This window comes from uncultured Photobacterium sp. (assembly GCF_947502415.1).
Classification (GTDB): Bacteria; Pseudomonadota; Gammaproteobacteria; order Enterobacterales; family Vibrionaceae; genus Photobacterium.
Window position 1 is genome coordinate 36326 of the sequence record NZ_CANMZV010000017.1, and the last position, 23997, is coordinate 60322.

The 23997-nt window shown below is 51.3% G+C and carries 22 protein-coding genes; 13 read left to right on the forward strand and 9 right to left on the reverse strand.

What is annotated here, in order from left to right; translation table 11 throughout:
* Positions 1-2 precede the first annotated feature (2 nt).
* Genes dapF through yigB form a run of 4 tightly spaced genes read left to right on the forward strand, consistent with a single transcriptional unit; the run spans position 3 to position 3198 of the window.
* Positions 3-833, forward strand: a complete 831-nt coding sequence (gene dapF, locus Q0852_RS16865) for a diaminopimelate epimerase (RefSeq protein WP_299019904.1) — start codon at positions 3-5, stop codon at positions 831-833.
* Positions 830-1531: a DUF484 family protein gene (locus Q0852_RS16870; RefSeq protein ID WP_299019905.1), complete on the forward strand. Its 702-nt coding sequence runs from the start codon at positions 830-832 to the stop codon at positions 1529-1531. The genes dapF and Q0852_RS16870 overlap by 4 nt, the downstream gene beginning before the upstream one ends.
* A complete protein-coding gene (gene xerC, locus Q0852_RS16875) occupies positions 1528-2442 on the forward strand; it encodes a tyrosine recombinase XerC (RefSeq protein ID WP_299019906.1) in 915 nt (304 codons plus the stop codon). Before Q0852_RS16870 ends, xerC begins: the two co-directional genes overlap by 4 nt.
* Before the next feature lie 39 nt (positions 2443-2481).
* Entirely contained in the window at positions 2482-3198 is a 717-nt protein-coding gene (yigB, locus tag Q0852_RS16880; protein ID WP_299019907.1) for a 5-amino-6-(5-phospho-D-ribitylamino)uracil phosphatase YigB, read from the forward strand.
* A 75-nt stretch (positions 3199-3273) separates the two neighbouring features.
* Here the strand turns inward: yigB and Q0852_RS16885 are convergent, their stop codons facing one another.
* The 5 genes from Q0852_RS16885 to Q0852_RS16905 are packed head-to-tail and all read right to left on the reverse strand — an operon-like array spanning position 3274 to position 5916.
* Positions 3274-3729: a DoxX family protein gene (locus tag Q0852_RS16885; protein WP_299019908.1), complete on the reverse strand. Its 456-nt coding sequence runs from the start codon at positions 3727-3729 to the stop codon at positions 3274-3276.
* Positions 3730-3731: 2 nt separating this feature from the next.
* Complete coding sequence (locus Q0852_RS16890) at positions 3732-4505, reverse strand: DNA-binding domain-containing protein (RefSeq protein WP_299019910.1); 774 nt, start codon at positions 4503-4505, stop codon at positions 3732-3734.
* Entirely contained in the window at positions 4483-5343 is an 861-nt protein-coding gene (locus Q0852_RS16895) for a DUF692 domain-containing protein (protein WP_299019912.1), read from the reverse strand. The genes Q0852_RS16890 and Q0852_RS16895 overlap by 23 nt, the downstream gene beginning before the upstream one ends.
* Entirely contained in the window at positions 5343-5606 is a 264-nt protein-coding gene (locus Q0852_RS16900) for a DUF2282 domain-containing protein (RefSeq protein ID WP_299019914.1), read from the reverse strand. The genes Q0852_RS16895 and Q0852_RS16900 overlap by 1 nt, the downstream gene beginning before the upstream one ends.
* A 43-nt stretch (positions 5607-5649) precedes the next feature.
* The gene (locus Q0852_RS16905) at positions 5650-5916 is read right to left on the reverse strand and encodes a DUF2282 domain-containing protein (RefSeq protein ID WP_299019915.1); all 267 of its coding nucleotides are present in this window, start codon (positions 5914-5916) and stop codon (positions 5650-5652) included.
* A gap of 336 nt (positions 5917-6252) precedes the next feature.
* Here Q0852_RS16905 and uvrD point away from each other — a divergent pair, with 336 nt between their 5' ends.
* Positions 6253-8424 (forward strand): DNA helicase II, encoded by a 2172-nt coding sequence (gene uvrD, locus Q0852_RS16910; RefSeq protein ID WP_299019917.1) that lies wholly within the window; start codon positions 6253-6255, stop codon positions 8422-8424.
* Positions 8425-8527: 103 nt separating this feature from the next.
* Here the strand turns inward: uvrD and ggt are convergent, their stop codons facing one another.
* Complete coding sequence (gene ggt / locus Q0852_RS16915) at positions 8528-10309, reverse strand: gamma-glutamyltransferase (RefSeq protein WP_299019919.1); 1782 nt, start codon at positions 10307-10309, stop codon at positions 8528-8530.
* Between the two features lie 123 nt (positions 10310-10432).
* Positions 10433-11344: an EamA family transporter RarD gene (gene rarD / locus Q0852_RS16920; RefSeq protein WP_299019921.1), complete on the reverse strand. Its 912-nt coding sequence runs from the start codon at positions 11342-11344 to the stop codon at positions 10433-10435.
* A gap of 260 nt (positions 11345-11604) precedes the next feature.
* Here rarD and recQ point away from each other — a divergent pair, with 260 nt between their 5' ends.
* The 4 genes from recQ to Q0852_RS16940 all read left to right on the forward strand — a co-directional run bounded on the left by recQ (position 11605) and on the right by Q0852_RS16940 (position 15467).
* The gene (recQ, locus tag Q0852_RS16925; RefSeq protein ID WP_299019923.1) at positions 11605-13449 is read left to right on the forward strand and encodes an ATP-dependent DNA helicase RecQ; all 1845 of its coding nucleotides are present in this window, start codon (positions 11605-11607) and stop codon (positions 13447-13449) included.
* A gap of 298 nt (positions 13450-13747) precedes the next feature.
* A complete protein-coding gene (locus tag Q0852_RS16930) occupies positions 13748-14068 on the forward strand; it encodes a DUF3630 family protein (protein ID WP_299019924.1) in 321 nt (106 codons plus the stop codon).
* Between the two features lie 180 nt (positions 14069-14248).
* On the forward strand, positions 14249-14938 hold the full coding sequence (locus Q0852_RS16935) for a 7-cyano-7-deazaguanine/7-aminomethyl-7-deazaguanine transporter (RefSeq protein ID WP_299019926.1): 690 nt from the start codon (positions 14249-14251) through the stop codon (positions 14936-14938).
* A gap of 91 nt (positions 14939-15029) precedes the next feature.
* The gene (locus tag Q0852_RS16940) at positions 15030-15467 is read left to right on the forward strand and encodes a GNAT family N-acetyltransferase (protein ID WP_299019928.1); all 438 of its coding nucleotides are present in this window, start codon (positions 15030-15032) and stop codon (positions 15465-15467) included.
* A gap of 244 nt (positions 15468-15711) precedes the next feature.
* On the opposite strand, the gene elbB is transcribed toward Q0852_RS16940, so the two are convergent.
* Positions 15712-16362: an isoprenoid biosynthesis glyoxalase ElbB gene (gene elbB / locus Q0852_RS16945; protein ID WP_299019929.1), complete on the reverse strand. Its 651-nt coding sequence runs from the start codon at positions 16360-16362 to the stop codon at positions 15712-15714.
* A 324-nt stretch (positions 16363-16686) separates the two neighbouring features.
* Between elbB and polA the strand changes: the two genes are divergently transcribed.
* Positions 16687-19458: a DNA polymerase I gene (gene polA / locus Q0852_RS16950; protein WP_299019931.1), complete on the forward strand. Its 2772-nt coding sequence runs from the start codon at positions 16687-16689 to the stop codon at positions 19456-19458.
* A 961-nt stretch (positions 19459-20419) separates the two neighbouring features.
* On the opposite strand, the gene yihA is transcribed toward polA, so the two are convergent.
* Positions 20420-21097: a ribosome biogenesis GTP-binding protein YihA/YsxC gene (gene yihA / locus Q0852_RS16955; protein WP_299019933.1), complete on the reverse strand. Its 678-nt coding sequence runs from the start codon at positions 21095-21097 to the stop codon at positions 20420-20422.
* A 158-nt stretch (positions 21098-21255) separates the two neighbouring features.
* Between yihA and Q0852_RS16960 the strand changes: the two genes are divergently transcribed.
* From Q0852_RS16960 to yihI, 3 genes are all read left to right on the forward strand, one after another.
* Positions 21256-21873, forward strand: coding sequence for a c-type cytochrome (locus tag Q0852_RS16960; protein WP_299019934.1), 618 nt, complete (start codon positions 21256-21258; stop codon positions 21871-21873).
* 919 nt (positions 21874-22792) lie between these two features.
* Positions 22793-23434, forward strand: a complete 642-nt coding sequence (locus tag Q0852_RS16965; protein ID WP_299019935.1) for a class I SAM-dependent methyltransferase — start codon at positions 22793-22795, stop codon at positions 23432-23434.
* Positions 23434-23988 (forward strand): Der GTPase-activating protein YihI, encoded by a 555-nt coding sequence (gene yihI / locus Q0852_RS16970; RefSeq protein WP_299019936.1) that lies wholly within the window; start codon positions 23434-23436, stop codon positions 23986-23988. The genes Q0852_RS16965 and yihI overlap by 1 nt, the downstream gene beginning before the upstream one ends.
* Positions 23989-23997: the final 9 nt, after the last annotated feature.

Below are 23997 nucleotides of genomic sequence, written 5' to 3' on the forward strand. Positions count from 1 at the left end.
TCATGCAGATAAACTTTTCGAAAATGCATGGCTTGGGCAATGATTTCATGGTGGTGGACTGCGTAACACAAAATGTGTTCTTTTCGCCGGACGCCATCAGGCGGTTGGCCGATCGCCATCGTGGGATCGGCTTTGACCAGCTGTTGGTGGTAGAGCCACCTTATGATCCGGAAACGGATTTTCACTACCGGATTTTTAATGCTGACGGTAGTGAGGTGGAGCAATGCGGTAATGGTGCTCGTTGCTTTGCCCGCTTTGTCTGGATGAAGGGGCTGACTAACAAATACCATATTTCGGTCAGTACCAAGGCCGGTAAGATGGTATTGAAGCTGGAAAATGATAATCAGGTTACCGTCAATATGGGGGTACCTGAATTTGAGCCAAGTAAAATCCCGTTTAGGGCTAAACAGAGCGAGAAAACTTATATATTACGTGCTGGCGATAAAACCTTGTTCTGCGGGGCAGTCAGCATGGGGAATCCTCATTGTGTGACCGTGGTCGATGATGTCGACACCGCCGATGTGGAAACCCTGGGGCCGTTGTTAGAATCCCACGAACGTTTTCCGGATCGGGTCAATGCCGGCTTTATGCAGGTGCTAAGCCGTAGCGAGATCAGGCTGCGCGTCTATGAGCGAGGAGCCGGGGAAACCCAGGCCTGTGGTAGCGGTGCTTGTGCCGCAGTGGCGGTAGGCCGGCGTCAGGGCGTGCTGGATGACAATGTGAAAGTGACCCTGCCGGGTGGCGACCTCCATATTCGCTGGGCTGGTGAAGGCAAACCTTTGTACATGACCGGCCCGGTAGCACATGTCTTTGATGGACAGATAGTATTATGACAGATGTATCCCAACTGGATGAGCTGCCGATGATGGCAGACACCCCGTTGACCGATCAGGATGTAGCCGAGTATTTGCTTAATAATCCTGATTTTTTTAATCGCCAGTCTGATTTGCTGAATCAGCTGCATGTTTCCCACTCTGAACGTGGTGTGGTGTCCCTGGTCGAAATCCAGTTGGATAGACTTCGCCACCGAGTGCGCGAGCTGGAAGGTGAAATCAGTTCCCTGATCAGTGCGGCAGGGAAAAACAGTGAGTTGTTTGAGATTTTTGCCCGCGCTCAGCAGAAGATGTTCCAGACTCACAATATTTACCAGGCACTGGTGATCCTTGAGGAGCTTAGTAGCCAGCTCGGACTGGACTTTAGTGTCCGCCTGTTTGATAGCCTGGATGACAACCTTTTCCTGAAACGCAAAGCCTTCGAAACCTTCCGTGTTGCCCATCTTGGCAATCGTTCGGTGTATCTGGGACGATTGCGCAAGCAGGAAAGTGAGTTACTGTTCCATGAGCCGCCACATCTGGGGTCATTTGTGGTGTTGCCGCTGGGTATTGACCGTCCGATTGGGGTATTGAGTTTTGCCAGTCATGACGGAGGGCATTTCCAGCCGTCGATGGATACCCTGTTTGTTGAACAGCTGGCCCTGGTGCTGACCCGTTTGATTGATCACTGGGAATATACCCATGAGGTGATTGATTGAGCCAGTTGCCATCCGGGCTGGAAAAGCCGTTACTGCGCTTTTACGAATACTTGCGCAGCGAGCGTGAGTTGAGCCTGCATACCCAGCAAAACTACAAGCGTCAGTTGACCACAATGGCTGAGCAGCTGGTGGATCTGGGGGTGACTGACTGGCGGGTTGTTGATGCCGGTTGGGTACGCCAGCTGGCTAGTAAAGGGATGCGTGATGGTTTGAAGGCCAGCAGTTTGTCGATGCGCTTGTCGGCCTTGCGTAGCTTTTTTGATTACCTGGTTCACCAGGGGCTCCTTAAAGCCAATTCGGCCAAGGGGGTCTCCGCGCCGCGCAAGGCCCGGCCGCTGCCGAAAAATTTAGATGTCGACGAGATGGATCGGCTGCTCAGTGTTGACGAAGACGATCCACTGTCGATCCGCGATCGGGCAATGATGGAACTGATGTACGGTGCCGGTTTACGTTTGTCGGAGCTGGTTAACCTTAATGTCCGAGATATAAGCTTGAGTAAGGGCGATATCCGGGTTATCGGTAAAGGTGACAAGGAGCGTATCGTTCCGTTTGCCGGCTTGGCCCGGGAGTGGGTTGGTCATTGGTTAAAGGTTCGCGGGCAGCTGGCTGCCGGTGGTGAGCCGGGGCTGTTTGTCTCTAAATTGGGGCAGCGGATCTCCAACCGGAATGTCCAGAAAAGGATGGCCGAATGGGGACAGAAGCAGGCAGTATCGAGCCATATCAATCCGCACAAACTGCGCCATAGCTTTGCAACTCACATGCTCGAGTCAAGCGGTGATCTGCGGGCGGTGCAGGAATTGCTTGGTCATGCTAACCTATCGACAACCCAAATCTATACCCACCTCGATTTCCAACATCTGGCACAGGTATATGATGAGGCTCACCCGAGAGCGAAGCGGGGCAAGCGCTAGCCCGTAATGCACCCGATGCAGACGTAACAGAGGACTGCCATGCAGTTTTATCGCAATCTTCAGCCGCCGAAAGCGCTGACTTTTGATTTGGATGACACCTTGTATGATAACCGGCCGGTGATCCGCCGGGCCGAGCAAGCGATGCATGACTGGCTGGCCGAGCATCACCCATGCAGCCATACGGTAGAGCGGGCAGACTGGCAACGCCTGAAAATGGCATTGGCGGCAGAGAACCCGATGTTGCGCCATGATGTTACCCGCTGGCGTTATGAAGTGCTGAAAGCTGGGTTGATGCAACTGGGGTATCCCCGAGAGAAAGCCGAGCAGGCAGCCGATGAAGGCGTTGCGCGGGTATTAGTTGTTCGTAATCAGGTTGATGTTCCTGATGAGACCCACAGAGTACTCGCCACTCTGGCGGAAAAACTGCCTTTGCTGGCGATCACCAACGGTAATGTCGATGCCGATAAGATCGGCCTTGGCGGCTATTTTAGCCGGGTGCTGGTTGCGGGGCGTGACGGTCTGTCTAAGCCGGAGCCGGATATGTTTGAGCAGGCGGCGACCTTGCTGGGATTACCGACGCAGGACATTCTTCATGTCGGTGATCACCTGGTGACTGATGTCGGCGGGGCCAAGCAAAATGGTTTTCAGGCTTGCTGGTTCAATGATCAGCAGCGCGAGCTGCGCCGTGAGCCAAAGGCGAAGTGGTTGCCGGATGTAGAAATCCACACCCTCTCGCAGTTACTGGCGTTGGTTTAATTCAGGCGATAGAACAATAAAAAAGGCGATCGGTGATCGCCTTTTTTGATCGCGGGTGGTTATAAGCCAGGCGGTTTATTCCAGCAGGCTTTGTTTGGGTTCGTTGTTGATCAGTTTATCGATGGAGATCAGGCCAGCTCCCCAGAACACGTTGGTCAGCATCATCATCCCCCAGAGCTGGTGGTCGAAGAATCCTTTTTCCCACAAGAGCGGGTAGGAGATCACGGCAATAATGTTGAAAACGAATAGGGCCAATGCCATCGGTCGGGTAAACAGGCCAAGGGTCAGGAATACTGGTAGGATCAGCTCGGCAGCTGTACCAGCATAGGCGGCGATCTGCCATGGGATCAGTGGTACCTGGTATTCGTATTCAAACAGGTACAGGGTGCTGTCCCAGCTGGTGTACTTCACCATACCGGATCTGAAGAATACCCAGGCGACCCAGAGCCGGGTGAATAACAGCAGGAAGGGTATCAGCGGGTCGGTGATCCGCTGGGCAAGTCCGTCAACTTGTTTGATGAAATTCAGCATGCTCATTCTCCCTGTGGCAAACCATGGATATCGGAAAAAAATTGTTGTTGCACCAGCTCGCTGAGCATCGTCAGCATCGCATCGGAGGCTTCGCCCAGGCTTCCTTGTTGCTGGCTAAGCCGAATGAGTGCGGTAGCACTTGGTTTGGTCACCCAGACGACCATTTGATCTGGCCGACGTTGGATCACTGCGGATTCTGCTTGGTTCAGGTCGATAGCTTCGATGTGGTCGTCGGTGATCATCTGCCAGATACTGATGACCGGATAGCGGGAGTCGAGGCAGAATGTCGGCTCCGGAACTTCCAGGCTCAGCTGGGGCAGGGTGGCTTCGGTTAGCTGTGTCAGTTTGTTGAACGGAAACGGTTGGTCGATGGCCGGGGCATGGGCAGCACAGTCGATATACCATTCCAGGCGAGCCAGATCTGCCAGGTAGGGGACTGCCTCGGCTAATTCTGGCTGGCTGTCAATGGTGTTACACAGGCCTTCGCCGTAGTGGCTGACATCTCCTTGCTGCAAGGGCCGGGTCAGAACATGTTGACGGGCCAGCTGGCTGAAGCATTCCTCACCGACCACGGCTTTGACGCAGGGATACACCACTTCGAGAATTTCTGACAGGCTGATGATGAAATTATTCCGGTAGATTTGGATCAGCTGTTCTGCCGGAAACAGGCCGTCGGCGATGTCTGCCGATATCGGGCTGGGCTGATAGTGCAACGCAGCGGCAAAGTTTTGCTGGAGCTGGTGCAGTGTACGGTCACGGGGTAGTGATTTGCCCATTTGCTGCCTCCTGCATAATGATCGTGGTTGCCTTGTCGGCTTCGGCAAGCAGGACAGGCAGTTCCGGAATATCTAAATCCCACTCTATCAGCGTCGGTGTGCGGCCATGTTGCTGAACCCAGCGGCGGTAGAGTTGCCAGACCGGCTCGCTGACCGGCTTGCTGTGGGTATCAATCCAGATTTCACCATCATCAAATTGTTTGACGGTAAATCCGGCGAGGTGGATTTCTTTGACGGCGGACGCATCCAGTGTCGCGATATATTGGTCACAGTTAAAGCCGTGGTTAAAGGCACTGACGTAAATATTATTGAGGTCGAGCAGCAGGGCGCAGCCGGTGCGTTGCTGGACCTGATGAATAAACTCCCATTCGGGGATCGCCGAGTGGGAGAAGCTCAGGTAGCTTGACGGGTTTTCGATGAGCATCTGTCGGCCGAGAAATTCCTGTACCTGGTCAACCTTGCGGCAGAAATGGGTCAGGGCTTCCTCGGTATAGGGAAGCGGTAGCAGGTCATTGAAAAACTGGCCATCAACCGAACTCCAGCTTAGGTGGTCTGAAACCGCAAAGGGGTCGATTTCATCAACCAGCTGTTTTAGTTGGGTTAGATGCCGACGATCCGGTGGATCGGCGGAGCCGAGGGACAGGCCGGTACCATGGCAGCTGATCGGGTAGTGCTCGGCAAGCTGTCGCAGTTGCTGCCGAGCGCTGGAAGTAGGAATGAAATAGTTTTCACTGTGCACTTCCAGCCAGCCAATATCCGGCTTTTGTTCGAGAACCTGGGTGATATGGGGGGAGCGCAGCCCCACCCCAACCATCCGGTGTTGTACCGGGCCGCTCATTATTTCGCCTCGGCAGAGCCGCCAGCCAGACGGTCACATAAGCCTTTAGGCATCATGATAAAGGCATCTTTCTGACCATCGGTTTTCGCGGTACCGGCACATGAGCTGGTCTTGGTCGCACAGTCATTCTTACCGGCCTTGGCCACGCCGTAGCACTTCTCTTTGGCTTCGGCTGCAACGGCTGTCGAGCTCGTCATGGACGTACCGGCAAGAGCAATCAGGCCGGTAACCGCAGAGGCGAGAGCGATGTTGGTCTTTTTCATAATGATTCCTTCCATTGAGCGCATTGTATGGTGAGGCTGGGGGTTAAGATGAAGATGTCGAGCCACCGGCTAGGCGGTCACACAAGCCTTTAGGTACCATGATGAAGGCGTCTTTCTGGCCATCGGTTTTTGCTGTGCCGGCACATGAGCTGGTCTTTGTTGCACAGTCATTCTTACCGGCCTTAGCCACGCCGTAGCACTTTTCTTTAGCATCTGCTGCAACCGCGGTGGAGGTGGTCATGGCGGTACCTGCTAGTGCGAGCAGGCCCGTTACTGCAGTGGCTAGGGCGATATTGGTTGTCTTTTTCATAATCATTCCTCTTTGATAAGCTGACTGTTGCGATTACCGCAACGTTTCCCTTTGTGTTATGGGTGGCACCTGTTGGTGCTCTCGGAACATAAGAAAGGGCGAACTAGGTTTATATTTCACCTTTTTTTAACTTTTTTGGTTGTCTGGTAACATTTCGCCTTTCCAAGCATAGATCAAATAATCTGGGGCAAGAGGTTGAATATGGTGAATTTATAGACAATGAGGTAAACCCATAGGAGAGAGCCTGAATCGCTGAACAGCAGATGAAGTTCTCGAAACATTCTTTATGGGAGCTGGTATAATCATCAGCATTGTATAAATAACCAGTAGGTAACGATGGACGCTTCACTTCTGTTAGATGGCCTGAATGACAAGCAACGAGAGGCGGTGGCTGCACCGTTAGGTAATCACCTGGTCCTGGCGGGAGCGGGTAGTGGTAAAACCCGGGTATTGGTCCATCGTATTGCCTGGCTGATGCAGATTGAGCAGGCTTCGCCATACTCGATCATGTCGGTGACCTTTACTAACAAGGCGGCTGCCGAAATGCGCGGCCGGATCAATGAGCTGATGCAGGGCTCCAGTGCCGGCATGTGGAATGGCACTTTCCATGGCCTGTGCCATCGTATGCTGCGGGCGCATTATCTGGATGCCGCTTTGCCGGAAGACTTCAATATCCTCGATTCTGAGGATCAGATGCGTCTGCTGCGCCGATTGATCAAGGCCCAGAATCTGGACGAGAAGCAGTGGCCTGCGCGCCAGGCTGCCTGGTATATCAATGCCAAGAAGGATGAGGGGCTGCGTCCGGCTCATATCGAAACGTTCAACGATCCGGTTGAGCAAACCTGGCAGCGGATCTATACCGCCTATCAGGAAGCTTGTGATCGTGCCGGGCTGGTTGATTTTGCCGAGCTGCTGCTACGTGCATTTGAGTTGTTGCAACGCAGCAAGCATATTCGCGAGCACTACCAGGCTCGTTTCAAGCACATCCTGGTTGACGAGTTCCAGGACACCAACAACATTCAGTTTGCCTGGTTACGTCTGATGGCGGGGCCGGACTGTAACGTGATGATTGTTGGTGATGACGATCAGTCTATCTATGGCTGGCGTGGTGCGCAGGTTGAAAACATTCAGCGTTTCTTGCGAGATTTCACTAATGCGTCATCGATTTTTCTTGAGCAGAATTACCGTTCCACTGGCAATATTCTGAATGCTGCCAACGAACTGATTGCCAATAACAATGAACGGATGGGCAAGAACCTCTGGACCGAAGGTGCCGAGGGTGAGCTGATTTCATTGTACTCGGCATTCAATGAATTGGATGAGGCGCGTTTTGCGGTCGGTAAGATCAAAGAGTGGCGTGAGCAGGGCGGAACCCTGAATGATACGGCGTTCCTCTACCGCAGCAATGCCCAGTCGCGGGTATTGGAAGAGGCGTTGATTCAAGCCGGGCTGCCTTACCGTATCTACGGCGGGATGCGTTTCTTCGAACGCCAGGAAATCAAAGATGCCTTGTCTTACCTGCGCCTGATGGCGAACCGTAATGATGACGCGTCTTTCGAGCGGGTGGTCAATACTCCGGCTCGTGGTTTGGGTGACCGTACCCTGGAAACGATTCGCATGGCAGCCCGCGATCGCGGTGCGACTATGTGGCAGGCCAGTGTGGCGCTTTTGGAAGAGCAGGTGCTGGCTGGCCGGGCGGCCAATTCACTGCGCCGTTTTATTGAGCTGATTAATGCGCTGGAAGATGACACCCGTGAGTTGCCGCTGTTCCAGCAGACGGATGAGGTGATCCGAAACTCCGGGCTGCGTGCTATGTACGAGCAGGAGAAAGGCGAGAAGGCGCAGGCGCGGATTGAAAACCTGGAAGAGCTGGTAACGGCAACCCGCCAGTTCGAAGTACCGGAAGAAGCTGAAGAGATGAGTCCGTTGTCGGCGTTTCTGTCTCATGCAGCACTGGAAGCTGGTGAAGGCCAGGCCGATGATTTTGAAGATGCGGTGCAGTTGATGACAATGCACAGTGCTAAGGGGCTGGAGTTTCCGGTGGTCTTCATGGTTGGTGTTGAAGAGGGTATGTTCCCGAGCTCACGGACTACTGAAGAAGTGGGACGACTGGAGGAAGAGCGTCGCCTTTGCTACGTGGGTATGACCCGTGCGATGCAGAAGTTGTACATCACCTATGCCGAGATGCGCCGCCTGTACGGTAAGGATAACTTCCACAAGCCATCGCGCTTTATCCGCGAAATCCCGACTGAATATGTCGAGGAGGTTCGGATGAAAGCGCAGGTGTCGCGTCCGGCCAGCAGCGGTCGCTTCAGCCAGACGCAGGTGAATGATAACTTTAACCAGACCGGTTTCAGTTTGGGGCAGCGTGTTATGCATCCGAAGTTTGGTGAAGGAACTATCATCAACTTTGAAGGCAGTGGTGCCCAGAGCCGTGTGCAGGTTGCATTTAACGGAGAAGGCATCAAGTGGCTGGTAACTCAGTACGCCAAGCTTCAGCCTATGTAATACTAATCAGCCTGATTGCTTCACAGTAAGAGAAAAGCCCGCCAGGCAAATCCATGGCGGGCTTTTTGGTATTGGTCGCCGTGCGTTGGTGTAGTGACCTGACTTACTGGGCTATAACTTTGCCTTCCCGGCGCTGATCGGCAGCCCCTGTGAGTTGTCTGCCGTCAATTTTGATGGCCTGGATCCCAGAGTTGAGATCTTTGACTTTGACCTCGAAGCCAATCTGCTCAAGTTTCAGTGCCCACTGTTCGGCAGCAGTGCCTTTTTCCAGCTCGAAAGCCCCGAAGCGGTTATTCATGTTGGGCAGGTTGATTGCCTGCTGCAGGTCGAGGTTCCAGTCAAGGTGGCCGATTAAGGTTTTGGCTACGTAGCCGATGATGTGGCTGCCCCCCGGCGAGCCGATAGCCAGATAAGGGCTGTTATCGCGCATGACGATCGTCGGGGCCATGGATGAGCGCGGACGTTTACCCGGTTCGAGGCGGTTGGCTATGGGACGCCCGTCAATGTGGGTGCGGAACGAGAAGTCGGTCAGTTCGTTGTTGAGCAAGAAGCCGCGGACCATCAGGCGAGAGCCGAAGCCGTTCTCAATCGTGGTGGTGAGGGAAACGACATTGCGGTCCCGGTCGACAATTGAAAAGTGGCTGGTGGATGGTAGCTCCAGTGATTCATCAGCAGCGTAGTTCATCGCATGGGACCAGATCGGCTGTCCTGGTTCGACACTGGTCAGAGCCTTGTCTTTTTTGAGCAGGGCTGCCCGATGCTCGAGGTAGCTGGCAGCCAGTAGGCCGGCAGTAGGCATCGGAACATAATCACTGTCAGCCATGTAATGGCTGCGATCGGCGAAGGCCAGGCGCGAGGCATCACCGAGCAGGCGCCAGCTGTTGATATTGTCGTGGCCCATTTTGCCGATTGGGAAGTGGCTGAGTATCCCCATGATCTGACCTAAGGTCAGCGCTCCTGAGCTTGGCGGTCCCATGCCGCAGATTTCGAACTGGCGGTAGGGGGCACAGACAGGCTCCCGTTCTTTGATTTGGTAGGTTGCCAGATCCATAGCGCTGAGCACACCGGGGTTCCCTTCGGCGTTGCGTACTGTATTGACGATATCTTTGGCTATATCACCGTGGTAAAACGCGCTGGCACCGTGCTCGGCAATCTGAGTTAGGGTGTCGGCGTAGGTCGGGTTAGTCAGGCTTTGTCCTGCCCGGAGCGGACTGCCGTCATCATTGAAGAAATAAGCAGCGGTTGCTTTCCAGCGTTGTAGGTTTTCCTGATCCTCCGCAATGAGTGCTGCCAATCGCGGGCTGACGATAAATCCTTGTTTGGCAAGCCGGATGGCCGGAGTGAATAGATCGCGCCATGGCAGTTTTCCGTAGCGTTGGTGAGTGCGCCACATCAGCTTAACGGTACCGGGCGTACCGACAGAGCGGCCGCCGACAACAGCATCGAAAAAGGCCAGCGGTTGACCCTTTTTATCTTGGAACAGGCGTGGTGTTGCAGCGAAAGGTGCGGTTTCCCGGCCGTCGAAGGTGGTAAGTTTGTCATTTTCGGCGTCCCAATAGACGAGAAATGCCCCGCCGCCGATACCAGATGATTGCGGCTCGGTCAGCCCGAGCACCAACTGGATCGCGACCATGGCATCAATGGCATTTCCTCCCTGGCGCAATATGGTTGCGCCTGCCTCACTGGCATACGGATTGGCGGCGGCTACCATCCACTCTTTCCCGCGGACCAGCGTTTGCGAGCCAATTCCGGTTGCCGCCTCAGGGGCTATGTCATCGGCGGTCTGCTTGCGGGCTTCTTGATGGCTTTCCTTGCTGATCACCGGAGAGATAAACAGGGAGGTGGCCAGTAGTGCCATTACCAGCTGGGATATTTTCCGCTCCATGGCTGTTCCTCTTATGCAACTAGGGCTAACAAAGCGTAAGAGCGGAAATCAGGGCTGTCTAATTATGGCGCTGTTTTTTGTGGCCGCAATCAAGAATTTACTTTTGCTTCCTAGGCCACAAGGTCAGCTGGTGCAAGCCAGTTTCCTGGCGTGGCGGTGCCCTTTGATACCGTCGAAGCTAAAGAGCAGCAGAGCTCCCCAGATAAAGGCAAAAGTGTAGCCTTTGTCGAGTGTAAAACTTTCGCCGTAGACGGTGACGGCCAGCAGAAACATCAGGCTCGGGCCAATGTACTGGAAAAAACCGAGGGTAGAGAGTTTGAGCTTGGTGGCTGCCCCGGTAAAACACAGCAGAGGGACGGTGGTGACAATACCGGCGGCCATGAGCAGCAGGTTGGTGCTCATCGGGTTGACACTCCAGTCAGACGTCGGGCTGTCGGCAATCAACAGAACATAGCAAGCCGCCATCGGTAGCAGCAGGCAAGTCTCCATGAACAGGCCGGTTTGAGCATCGAGGCGGATTTTTTTGCGCATCAAGCCATAAAAGCCGAAGCTGGTTGCCAGCGCCAGGGCAATCCACGGAAGAGAACCGAACTGGATCAGCTGAACACCAACCCCGCAAGCGGCCAGTGCCACGGCGAACCATTGCAGCGGGCGTAGTCGTTCGCCCAGAAAGATCATCCCCAGCATCACGTTGAGCAGTGGGTTAATGTAATAGCCCAGGCTAGCATCTAGCATGTAGTTATTGTTGACTGCCCAGATGAAGATCAGCCAGTTACCGCCGACCAGCAGTGAAGTCGCAACCAGGAGCAGGAGGGTTTTCGGCTGGCGCAGTACGGCACGGACTTTGCCCCAGCTTTTGCTGACCCAGATGATGGCGGCGATAAAGAAGAATGACCAGATCACCCGGTGGCTGAGAATTTCCAGCGGGCTCACGGCCTGGAGTGTCTTGAAATAAATCGGGGCAATGCCCCACATAGTATAGGCGGATAGGGCAAGGATAACTCCGCGCTGGGTTTCTTGGCTTTGCTCGTTCATTGAATCTCTTGTTGTTAATACCCATCAGCAACGACTTATGCTGATGGGGATGCGTCGGATATGAATTGCATGTTTTTTCATAAGAATATGCAAAGTCAGTATAAAACGCGTTCGATAGCGCTGTCACCTGCGATGATCGACTGGGTTGCATGATGGATGTGGTGTTATTGAGGTTATCGGATGGCTGTGAAGGGAGGGATGCTCCCATCACTGATCTGATTGGTATAGAATACCTAGCTCATTAATGAAAGAGTCGATTTATGTCATCTAGCAGCGTCGCCGTTTGTCAGTCCGTCTCCCTCCCGGCCAGTGAGCAAATTTTGCAGGATGTGTTTGGTTACCAGACATTTCGTACCGGCCAGCAAGAGGTGATTGAGGCGGTAGCCGAAGGCCGTGACTGCCTAGTGATCATGCCGACCGGCGGCGGAAAGTCGCTGTGCTACCAGATCCCGGCCCTGATGCGTGACGGGCTGACGCTGGTAGTTTCTCCCTTGATATCCTTGATGAAAGATCAGGTTGACCAGCTTAATGCCAATGGCGTGGCGGCGGCTTGCCTTAATTCGACGATGTCCCGCGATGCGATGCAGGATACTTACCGCGCGATGCTGGATGGTGACGTGAAGCTGGTTTATGTTTCACCGGAGCGGGTCATGACTCGCGATTTCCTTGACCGTTTGCGTGATATGCCGCTGAGTCTGGTGGCGGTGGATGAGGCGCACTGTATTTCACAGTGGGGGCATGATTTTCGTCCGGAGTATGCTGCGTTGGGTACCCTGAAGCAGCATTTTGCCCAGCTGCCGATCATGGCTCTGACGGCAACGGCAGACGAAACGACCCGCCAGGATATCCTTTCTCGCCTGAGCCTGACGGAGCCGCATATTTACCTTGGCAGCTTCGACCGGCCGAATATCCGTTATACCTTGCAGGAAAAGTACAAGCCGATGTCCCAGCTGATCAAGTACCTTGGTGGGGTACGGGGTCAGTGCGGGATTGTTTATTGCAACAGCCGTAAGCGGGTTGAACAAATTACTGAAAAACTTTGTGATAGCGGGATCCGGGCAGCGGCCTACCATGCCGGTCTGGAGTACGATGAGCGAACCCGGGTACAGGAAGGTTTTCAGCGGGATGATATTCATATCGTAGTGGCGACGGTGGCTTTCGGAATGGGGATCAACAAGCCCAATGTCCGTTTTGTGGTGCATTACGATATTCCCCGTAATATTGAATCTTACTATCAGGAGACTGGCCGGGCCGGGCGTGATGGCCTGCCCGCTGAGGCGGTGATGTTTTATGACCCGTCGGATTTGGCCTGGTTACGCCGCTGCCTTGATGAGAAAGAAGAGGGGCCGCAGAAACTGGTGGAGAGCCATAAGCTTAATGCTATGGGCGCATTTGCCGAAGCTCAGACTTGTCGCCGTCAAGTATTGCTCAATTACTTCGGGGAGTACCGTGAGGAGCCGTGCGGCAACTGTGATATTTGCCTTGATCCGCCGAAGCGTTTTTCAGCTGTTGAAGTGGCGCAAATGGCTCTCTCTTGTGTCTATCGGGTGAATCAGTGTTTTGGTATCAACCACGTTGTTGATGTTCTGCGTGGTATGCAGAACCAACGTATCCGTGAGCATGGCCATGATAAATTGAGCACCTACGGGATCGGCCGTGAGCATAATCATGAGTTCTGGGTGAGTATCTTGCGTCAGCTGGTTCATCGCGGCTACCTGACTCAGAATATTGTCCGCAGTTCAACGTTGCAGCTGACCGAGAAGGCTCGCGGTGTGCTGCGTGCCGAAGTGGAGCTGGAATTGGCGGTTCCGCGATTAGATATTGCAGCCCGCAGTGCCAAGAATGACAAACTGGCCAACCGGCATTATGACAAGAAGTTGTTTGCCAAGTTGCGTAAGCTCCGCAAGGCGATTGCTGATGAGGAAGAACTGCCGCCTTACGTGGTGTTTAACGATGCCAGTTTGATGGAAATGGCGGAAATGTTGCCGACTTCAGCGGGAGAGCTGCTGGCAGTGAACGGCGTTGGCCACCGTAAGCTGGAAAAATATGGGAATGTGTTCCTGACTGTGATTGAAGATCACTTAATGGCGGGCATTGACGAATAAAAAAAAACGGACTGCCTGAGTCCGGTTGAAATGCGTTAAAGAAACATACTGAGTATGTCTAGTTCGCTACAAAACAGCTTGCGTATTTGGTGAGAATGTTTGTTTCACCTGCTGTCCGGAAGAAGGGAAAGGACGGATGCGTTTTCTCGCAGCCGGACAACAGGGCCAATGAGACCATGAAGAGCGCGTGGCTGGCTATAGCTTCTTTATTGCTTGATACTCATAGAAACAATTGGTTACAGGAAACTCGCCCGCTTAGGATGTGGTTGGCTGATTGCGTGGATAAAAGGAGCAGGTAATGCCGGACATTTTAATTTCTTCCTCTGTTTTTACTTGCCGGGATCTCGACCTGGAGCAAGGCTTGCTGGTCATTGATGGTCCTGATTTTGATTTCGACAGCTTTCCTGCGGTCGCCAAACAGCTGGTTGGGATAATTGGTGCCAAGGTGTTCGAACAGGAAGTGAATGCAGATCTGCATGTCTGGCTGATTGATTTCGAAGGTTGCCGGCTGATGCTTAAAGGCGAGCACTATGCGTCAGTCCTGTGGCTGGAATGGTTGTCGCCTGATGGGCATGAAACGCTGACATTCTTGGCCCGGTTGCTGGGAAAACGGATTTGATCTCGGGTTAAAATAACGGCAGGCTGGCTGTAATCGGTTGCTTTCTTGAACAGATCTTTTTGGGGCTAGGCAACGTAAGTGGTTAATGTATAATCGCCGCTTCGGTTGCTGCTGTCTGGTGTGAGAGCCTGGCGGCAGTGTTTTGGGTTCCCTCTCCCCCAATGACAAAAAGGTCTTATCATGACTGCATCTCAATTTTCATTAGCGCAACAGCGCAAGGCCCTTTCGTTTCTGGTTGTCTTTCACCTGCTGATCATTGCCTCGAGCAATTATCTGGTGCAACTACCGTTTACCATCTTTGGCTTTCATACTACCTGGGGCGCGTTTACTTTCCCGTTTATTTTTCTGGCAACGGATCTGACCGTTCGGATTTTTGGTGCTGGTATGGCCCGTAAAATTATCTTACGGGTGATGTTGCCTGCTCTGGGGATCTCCTATGTGCTGTCAGTGCTGTTCTACCAGGGGGATTATCAAGGTTGGTCACACCTGGGTGAGTTTAACTTATTTGTTGCCCGGATCGCGGCTGCCAGTTTTATGGCTTATTTGCTTGGCCAGATCATGGATGTTTCGGTGTTTAACCATCTGCGTCAGACCAAGCAGTGGTGGGTGGCGCCGAGTTGTTCGACCCTTTTCGGTAATGCGCTCGATACCATCGCTTTTTTTGCAATTGCCTTTTACCAGAGTCCGGATCCTTTTATGGCAGAAAACTGGGTGGAAATTGCGCTGGTGGATTACAGCTTTAAATTGATCATTAGCCTTGGCTTGTTTGTGCCGATGTATGGGGTTCTGCTGAACTACCTGATCAAGCGCCTGACGACCATCAATCCTCAACTTGAGACTCAACAGGGGCTTAGACCCACTGAACAATGATCTGCCCCTGATTATTATATGGTTTGGTATTACCCAGAGAAGCCGGCATTGAGCCGGCTTTTTTATGCTGACAGGAACAGGGAGGAGAGTGATGAAAATACGTCAGGCAAGTGTCGCTGAGGCTGTGACTGTGTTGACTCGCATTCAGGAATTTGCCAATCCGGCTGATGCAGTAGGCTTAGAACTGAGGTTGAAAGGCCGACAGCCGTTGATCCTGGTGGCAGAAAAAGAAGGTCTGTTAGTGGGAGTTAAGATTGGTTACCGTCTTTCGGAAACATGTTTTTATAGTTGGCTGGGCGGTGTTGCTCCTGAAGGTCGATGTAATGGCGTGGCACAGGCACTGCTTGAGGCACAAGAGGGGTGGGCTGCGGAGCTGGACTATGAAGAATTGCGGGTGAAATCTCGGAATCGTTTTCCGGCTATGCTTCGTTTGTTGCTAAGGAATGGCTATCAGATTGAACATATGGAGAAAAAAGACGGAATTGAGGACTATCGGTTGCATTTTGTGAAGTCGCTGGCAATTAAATGACAATTATTCGCAATAAAATACTTGCCTTCTAAGTGAGAATGGTTATTATTAACTGGCACTCGGCGAGGGAGGAAAGCAAAACGGCTCCCTTGTTTGAAGGCACGACATTGCTCACATTGCTTCCAGTGTACTTCAGCTATGGTCTGTGTTTTTAGTGTAGGGCTGAAAACGAACACCAATTCTGCTGAGCGGCGCTCCCCAAAGTAGCGCCGCTTTTTCTTTATCTGCCATTTGTAAATATCTATTACGCCAGCTTTACTAATTCTTTCACCAGCTTGCTGATCCCGCTTGCCGCTTCTGAAATGCTACTTGCCAGCATGTAGGCCGGGGTGGTTAAGATCCGGCGTTTCTGATCCAGCACATAGTCATCGACAGGGCAGTTAATATGCTCACCCCCCATTCTGTTAAACGCGATGGCTGTATCTGCATCATAGCCGATGGTTCCCTTCGCACCTGGGCCATAGATAGCTGGGATCAGGGTAGGGGCGATACACAGAAAGCCTGCTGGCTTATCTTCTTTCGCAAACTCCTGGCAGGCTCTTTTTACTTCCGGGTTAATTTCACAGCCTGCGCCAGCGAAGGCAAAGTCAGACAGGTTTTTGGCCGCGCCGAAGCCACCAGGTAGTAACAGGCCATCAAAGTTTGCCGCTTTGAGGTTTTCGATAGGCTCGATGTTACCACGGGCGATGCGGGCCGCTTCAATCAGTACATTGCGTTGCTCATCCATTTCCTCGCCAGTCAGATGGTTGATGACATGATGCTGGGGGATATTCGGGGCAAAACAGTGCCAGCTCGCCCCTTCCTGCTCAATGGCGTGGAGGGCGAGAACCGCTTCGTGAATTTCTGTTCCGTCAAAAACTCCCGAGCCGCTCAAAATAACCGCAATCTTCTTCATATTGGCTTCCTTTATGGTCAGAAATGTCTAATTTCACCTTCATTACAGCTTATTTCAGATCGGTCTGTTAACTTTTTCCACAATTAATGATCATTTTAGGATCGAGGATCCATTTTTGCACCTAATCTTAAGTTATTGATTGGTATGGCTTTGATTGGAAATTGATTGTTTTTTATGAATTTTGATCAACTGCTTGATTTTAAATACTAACAAAGTTATCCACAGATATTGGCTTGTTAGTGGAAAACATCAGTTAACAGTTGCCGGTTGTCATGGCATCCTAGTGCCTTAACTCTTTCATCCCCTGGATATAAGAATATCTTTATGGCAACTATCCCAGAAAATCCACTTATCCTGATTGACGGATCATCCTACCTCTACCGCGCCTATCATGCTGCGCCAAACTTTACCAATTCCGACGGTGAGCCGACGGGGGCCGTATACGGTGTGGTTAATATGCTGCGCAGTATGTTGCGCCAGTATGCGACCGAGCATATTGCGGTGATCTTTGATGCTAAAGGCAAAACCTTCCGAGATGAGATATACCCGGAATATAAGGCGCACCGCCCGCCGATGCCGGATGATCTTCGTGGCCAGATCGAACCGTTGCATGCGGTGATCAAGGCGATGGGGCTGCCATTGATCTCGATTTCCGGGGTAGAGGCGGATGATGTGATTGGTACCTTGGCAACCCAAGCGTCGAAAGCGGGTATGCCTGTGCTGATCAGTACCGGTGATAAAGATATGGCTCAGCTGGTAGATAAGAATATCACGCTGATCAACACCATGACTGATGTGGTGATGGATCCTGCCGGGGTTGTTGATAAGTTCGGTATCGGCCCTGAGCTGATCATCGATTACTTGGCTCTGATGGGCGATAAGGTCGATAACATTCCGGGCGTACCGGGTGTCGGTGAGAAAACGGCCAAGGCGTTGTTGACGGGTATCGGTGGTTTGGATGCTTTATATGCCGATCTTGATTCGATTCCGCCATTGGGGTTCCGCGGTTCGAAAACCATGCCTAAGAAGCTAGAAGAGCACAAAGACGCTGCATACCTTTCTTACGAGCTGGCAACCATTAAGCTTGATGTCGAGCTGGATGTAACTCCGGATCAGTTGCGCAAGGGCGAGCCGGATACCGATGAGCTGACTAAGCTGTTCGGTAAACTGCAATTCCGCCGTTGGCTGACTGAAATGCTTGATGGTAGCGACGGTAAGATTGTTGCTGATGAGAAGGCTGCATCTGTGGCGGTTGAGAAAAAGCCGGTAGCACCAGTGATTGACCGTAGCGGTTATGAAACAGTATTGGATGAAGCTTCATTCAATGCTTGGTTGGAGAAGCTGAAAGCCGCTGATGTTATTGCCTTTGATACCGAAACGGATGGCCTTGATTATATGACGGCGAACCTGATTGGGGTGTCGTTTGCTGTTGAGGAAGGTAAGGCGGCTTATGTCCCTGTTGCCCATGACTATTTGGATGCCCCGGCCCAGCTGGAGCGTGATTGGGTGCTGGCTCAGCTTAAACCGCTGCTGGAAGACCCTACACAGGACAAGGTTGGTCAGAATCTGAAATTCGATGCCAGCATCCTGGCTCGTTACGATATTACGATGCAGGGTATTAAGTATGACACCATGCTTGAATCGTATGTGTTCAACAGCGTGGTCGGCCGTCATGATATGGATAGCCTGGCGCTGCGTTATCTGGAACACAAGACTATCAGCTTTGAAGAGATTGCCGGTAAGGGTAAAAAGCAGCTGACTTTCAACCAAATTGACCTGGAGCAGGCGGGCCCTTATGCGGCTGAAGATGCTGATATTACCCTGCGTCTGCACAATCAGTTGATTGAGAAGGTGAATGCAGACGAGAAGCTGAAATCGGTCTTTGAAGATATTGAGATGCCATTGGTACCAGTGCTCTCTCGCATGGAGCGTACCGGGGTATTGATCGATAGCATGCAGTTGAGTTCTCAGTCAGCGGAACTTGCTGTTCGTCTTGCTGAGCTGGAGAAGAAAGCTTTTGAGATTGCCGGTGAGGAGTTTAACCTGAGCTCGCCGAAGCAGCTTCAGGCCATCCTGTTTGAAAAGATGGAACTGCCAATACTGAAGAAAACACCGTCAGGGGCGCCGTCGACTAATGAAGAAGTCTTGCAGGAGCTGGCACTGGACTACCCGCTGCCGAAGCTGATCCTGGAATACCGTAGCCTGGCGAAGCTAAAGTCTACCTATACCGACAAGCTGCCGAAGATGGTGAACCCGGCGACAGGGCGTGTACATACTTCTTACCACCAGGCTGTGACAGCGACCGGTCGTTTGTCATCAAGTGATCCGAACCTGCAGAATATCCCTGTTCGTAATGAAGAAGGCCGCCGTATTCGTCAGGCCTTCATCGCCCCGACGGGTTATAAGGTATTGGCTGTCGACTACTCGCAGATTGAGCTGCGGATCATGGCTCACCTTTCTGGGGACAAGGCCCTGCTGGATGCGTTTAAGCATGGTAAGGATATCCATGCCGCGACTGCTGCTGAAATCCTTGGTCTGCCGATTGAATCTGTAACCAATGAACAGCGCCGCCGCGCGAAAGCGATCAACTTCGGTTTGATTTATGGTATGAGTGCCTTTGGCTTGGCCAAGCAGCTGGATATGGGACGCAATGAGGCTCAGGACTATATGAATGTCTACTTTGAGCGTTATCCGGGTGTACTGGAATACATGGAGAGTACCCGAACGGCTGCCAGCGAACAGGGTTATGTGGAAACGTTATATGGTCGCCGTTTGTACCTGCCGGATATCAAGTCACGTAATGGTATGCGCCGCAAGGCTGCGGAACGAGCTGCGATCAATGCGCCTATGCAGGGGACGGCTGCTGACATCATTAAGCGCGCAATGGTAATGGTTGATCAGTGGGTTGAGCAGCAGGAACCAGGACGCGTTCGCCTACTTATGCAAGTTCATGACGAACTTGTTTTTGAAGTACAGGAATCCGAGCTTGAGAGTGTGTCTGCGGAAGTTCGCCGTTTGATGGAATCGGCGGCTGAATTGGATGTGCCTTTGATTGCTGATGCAGGTACTGGTGATAATTGGGACCAGGCTCACTAATCCTCCAAAGCCTTTGGTAAATACAGAGTTTCAATCAATAGCCAGCCTCGTGCTGGCTATTTTTTTATGAGAAATAAATACTAGTAAAATTACTGTTTGTATAATTGAGTTACGAGAAAATGAAAAAAAACTACAAAAATGTCTTTTCAAAACTGTGCATTTGATATACAGTTATCGGCGTAGGGTACAGAGGTAAGATGTTCTATCTTTCAGACCTTTTGTTTCACGTTATTGGATTTGGCTGATTCAGCCGCCCTGGTCGATTGACCAGGGCGTTTTTTATTTCAGCGCTAAAAAATCTCTCCTTGCTCCATTTTCTTTTTATTTCCTTCGTTATTTTTGCTGCTTTGACCTGTATGTCTGCTCACATTGGCGATAGAAATGCAACTGGTTTCTCTTTGGGCTAATTGGGACATTTTTATCTTATCCCCCGCAATAAGGCCTGCAATTTGTAGTCTGGGTCACCCTTTGTTGTTCGTTTAGAGTAATTACTTTAATTGTTATTATGAGATGGGTATAATTATTCATGCTTCTTGTTCATATTTGTTATTGGTAGCGGGTTCTCAAGCCGGCTAGCCAACAAATCCATGAAATAGCCACTCCCGGTTTGGGGTGGCTTTTTTTTCATCTGCCAAATCTCATCGCTGTAATTAAATTTCAATAATCACGCTAAAAGCGAACATCGGTTAGAACTTATTTTGCATGGGAAAACAATTGGATGCGATTTTGTGGCCAAAGCACTAAAAGCCGATGTTTTGTGGTGATAAAAGCGGGCAGGGAGCTGAAACTGGTGATGAAAAAACAAACAAAAGCGGTATAAAAAACTTGCGTTGGTCTGGGAAATCATTGATCCTTTCTAGACTAAAATAAAAACCTCCTATTTCTCTCCCGTTGCCCCACCTGGAAGGTGGGGAATTTTTATGGCCCTGTCCATAGAGCCATATTTTCTGCATCTCAGCGGTTATTCCGCATCGTCACCAGAGTGTTGCTCTAGCAACTCATCATCGCTTTCCAGCAGTGCTTGCTGACGTTTCAGCTCCGGAGCAAACCAGCTATCCAGCTTGCGGCGAACCTGGTCGACACCAATCCCTTTCAGTGATGAGAAGACTTCGACTTGGACATCACCGCCAAAGGCTAGTGACGTTTCACGCACTTTCATGAGTTGCTGTTTGCGGGCACCGCTTTTTAGCTTGTCGGCTTTGGTTAGTAGTACCAGCACCGGCAAGCGACTTTCAACGGCCCAGCTGACCATTTGCTGGTCAAGATCTTTCATCGGGTGGCGGATATCCATCAGCACGACAAGGCCTTGTAGACATTCTCGCTTCTGTAGGTACTCACCCAATGATTTCTGCCATTTAAGCTTCATTTCTAGCGGAACTTGGGCAAAGCCGTAGCCCGGCAGGTCAATTACGTTACAACCGTTAACAACTTCAAACATGTTAATCAGCTGGGTACGACCCGGTGTTTTTGAGGTTCGTGCCAGGCTTTTCTGATCGGTAATACGGTTCAGGGCACTGGACTTCCCTGCGTTGGAGCGGCCAGCAAATGCGATCTCAACGCCGGTGTCGTTTGGCAAGTGGCGGATATCCGGTGCACTTGTGATGAATCTTGTGTTTCTATAGTTGAGAGGTTGATTCACTGTTAACTCCGTCAAGTCTTCATGTAGTCGACTGATTACTTTTTTGTGAAAATGTGTAAAATATAAGAAAATCGAGCTTGGTTTGTGGTCGCATTGTATACCATGTAACTAAGCATTACTTGTGGTACTGGAAGCTCAATAATTATAAACGGAATGTCATGAAGAAATTAGCACTGATATTAACTCTTCTTGCCAGTTGCTCAACCTGGGCCCAAGGAGATGCAGAAGCTGGAAAAGCAAAAGCCGCAACCTGTGCAGCCTGCCATGGCGCAGACGGTAACAGCATTATGGCGCAATACCCGAAAATCGCTGGTCAGCATCCCGGTTATCTTGAAAAACAGCTGAAAGATTTCAAGCAGGCAATGACTACTGGCGGCAAGCAGGGCCGTAATGATCCGGTGATGGGGGGGATGGCAATGCCGCTGACTGAACAGGATATGGCGGATCTTGCTGCTTACTATGCCAGCTTGCCGATTTCTGATAACACCACTCCGGAATCTTCCATTGAAATAGGTCAGAGTTTGTATCGGTTTGGGGATGCTGAGCGCGGTATCGCAGCCTGTACTGCCTGTCACGGTCCGCGTGGTAACGGAACCAGCCTCTCTGGTTTCCCGAAAATTTCTGGTCAGAATGCAGAATATGTGAAGCTGCAGCTGGATAAGTTCCGTGCCGGTCAGCGAAGTAATGATCTCAATGCGATGATGCGCTCGGTAGCCGCTAAGCTGACTGATGACGAAATTAGTGCTCTATCCCAGTATGTGGGTGGTTTGCATTAATTGTGTGAGTTTATGAAAATCCATTAATGATTTGCTCAAATGAAAAAGGCAGCTATGGCTGCCTTTTTTGTACCTGGAGCAAAAAAAGTCAGACACTGAGGCCGTTTTGCCCTGCAAGTTAATAACAAAATTGTCGATGACGGAGAGAAAAGCTGACCAGCTTGTAAGAGATCGGCCATTCGATGCGGGCGATGATGATGAAAGGGTGGTGGGATGCTGTTGTTAATTGCTTATAGAACAGTGATTTATATATAGGTGGAGATTGTTTCATAAAATCAGCATAACTAAACAATATTGTATATAGCCTGAATCAGCGTAGAGTTGGCGGGGTCAGCAGGGAAAGCGACAAAGGATAGGAAAGCGCCATTGAAGGCATAGGAAGGAGCCAAAAGAATTCACAGGACGTCTGGCCAGGGAGGCCGGGAAGTTCGCAAGATGCGTAGGATTCGTCAGGAAGACGCTTACGGAAAAGACTTCGGAAGAAGACTCGGTGCACGATGGAGAGTGTATCCACAGGGATGGTGAAATGGGTTACCGGGACGGGTAACACGCTTTATGGAAAAGCCGGTTAGGGATTAATCGCAGCAACAGGATGTTGTCGCAAGGACGGTGAAAATTCATCAGGATGATGAAAAACAATAAACGTTGGCAGGGAAAGCACTAAAAACAAAAGGATTGTTGTCTAACTGGGATGTTTGAATACTGGTTAAGGACAGACTAGACAGGATATAAGCCAGCAATGGCGACCCACAGAGCGACAGGTGTATACCTGTCGCTTTTTTCTTTTTGGCCTGTAGGCCACCTTCTCTGTGGTGCAAAAGTGCACATTTCTCCATCGAATCTGCTATGATACCCGGCTTCATTTTGAGCCAGCCTGCGGTGTAATGAATTGCCGGCTGGATAGAGGAGTCAGAAAGTCATGCAAACCTGCCCGCTATGTCATAGCCAGTCGGCCGGTACGTTCCACCAGGATAAGCGTCGCGCGTATTTTCGCTGCTTGGACTGCGCATTGATTTTTGCCGAACCTGATGCGTTGTTGCCTCCGGAAGATGAAAAAGCTGTTTATGATCAGCATGAAAATAATCCGGAAGATCTGGGTTACCGCAGTTTTCTCGGTCGTTTGGCAACCCCGTTGGCTGAGCGCCTTGGTGCATCGCCGCTTAGCGGTCTGGATTTTGGCTGCGGACCGGGCCCGACTCTTTCGGTGATGCTGGAGGAGATGGGGTATAATATGGCGATCTATGATCCGTATTTTGCCCATAAGCCTGAGGCCTTGGAACGGCAGTATGACTTTGTCACCTGTACTGAAGCGATCGAACATTTTTATACGCCTGCGAAGGAATGGGGGCAGTTGATCGGTATGGTGAAACCCGGTGGATGGCTGGGTTTGATGACTAAGTTAGCCACTGATATCGATGCCTTTGTGCAATGGCATTATAAGAACGACCCAACCCATGTGAGCTTTTTCAGCCGCGAGACTTTCCGTTACCTGGCACAGCGAGATAGCCTGGAAGTCGAGTTTGTTGGAAATGATGTAATTTTGCTGAGGAAAACCCAGTAATGACCCGTAAGAAAAGAAGTCGTAAGCCAGGTTCTGAAGGACCTGCAGCATATACACAGAAATCAACAACTCAGCACGATCTGGAAGCGCGTAAGCGTCAAAAAGATAAAAAGCGTAAAGGCCTGAAGTCTGGCAGCCGTCATTCTGCCGCGCAAGTTGAAGATTCACGCGCGCAAGCTAAGCGTAAAGACCCACGTCACGGTAGCAAAAAGCCGGTAGCCCTGATTGTCGATACTAAGCCGGTAACCAAGAAAGAGCGCCGTTTGAGCGCAGAGCAAGAACTGGCGATGCTGGAAAATGATGCACAGCTGATGGTACTGCTGGATCGTATCGAAGCTGGCGAGAAGCTGGGTGCTGGCCTGCAGAAGCAGGTAGACCAGAAACTGGATCGCATCGAGCAGCTAATGAGTCAGCTTGGTTTGCTGGACGAAGACGAACCGGAAATGGCATCTGTTGCTGGTGTTTCTTCAGATGATGATCTGCTTGATCAGTTTGAAAATATGGATTTAGATTCTTTTGGTGAGTCATTCGAGACCTCATCCGATAAGGAGTAACCCTTGCAG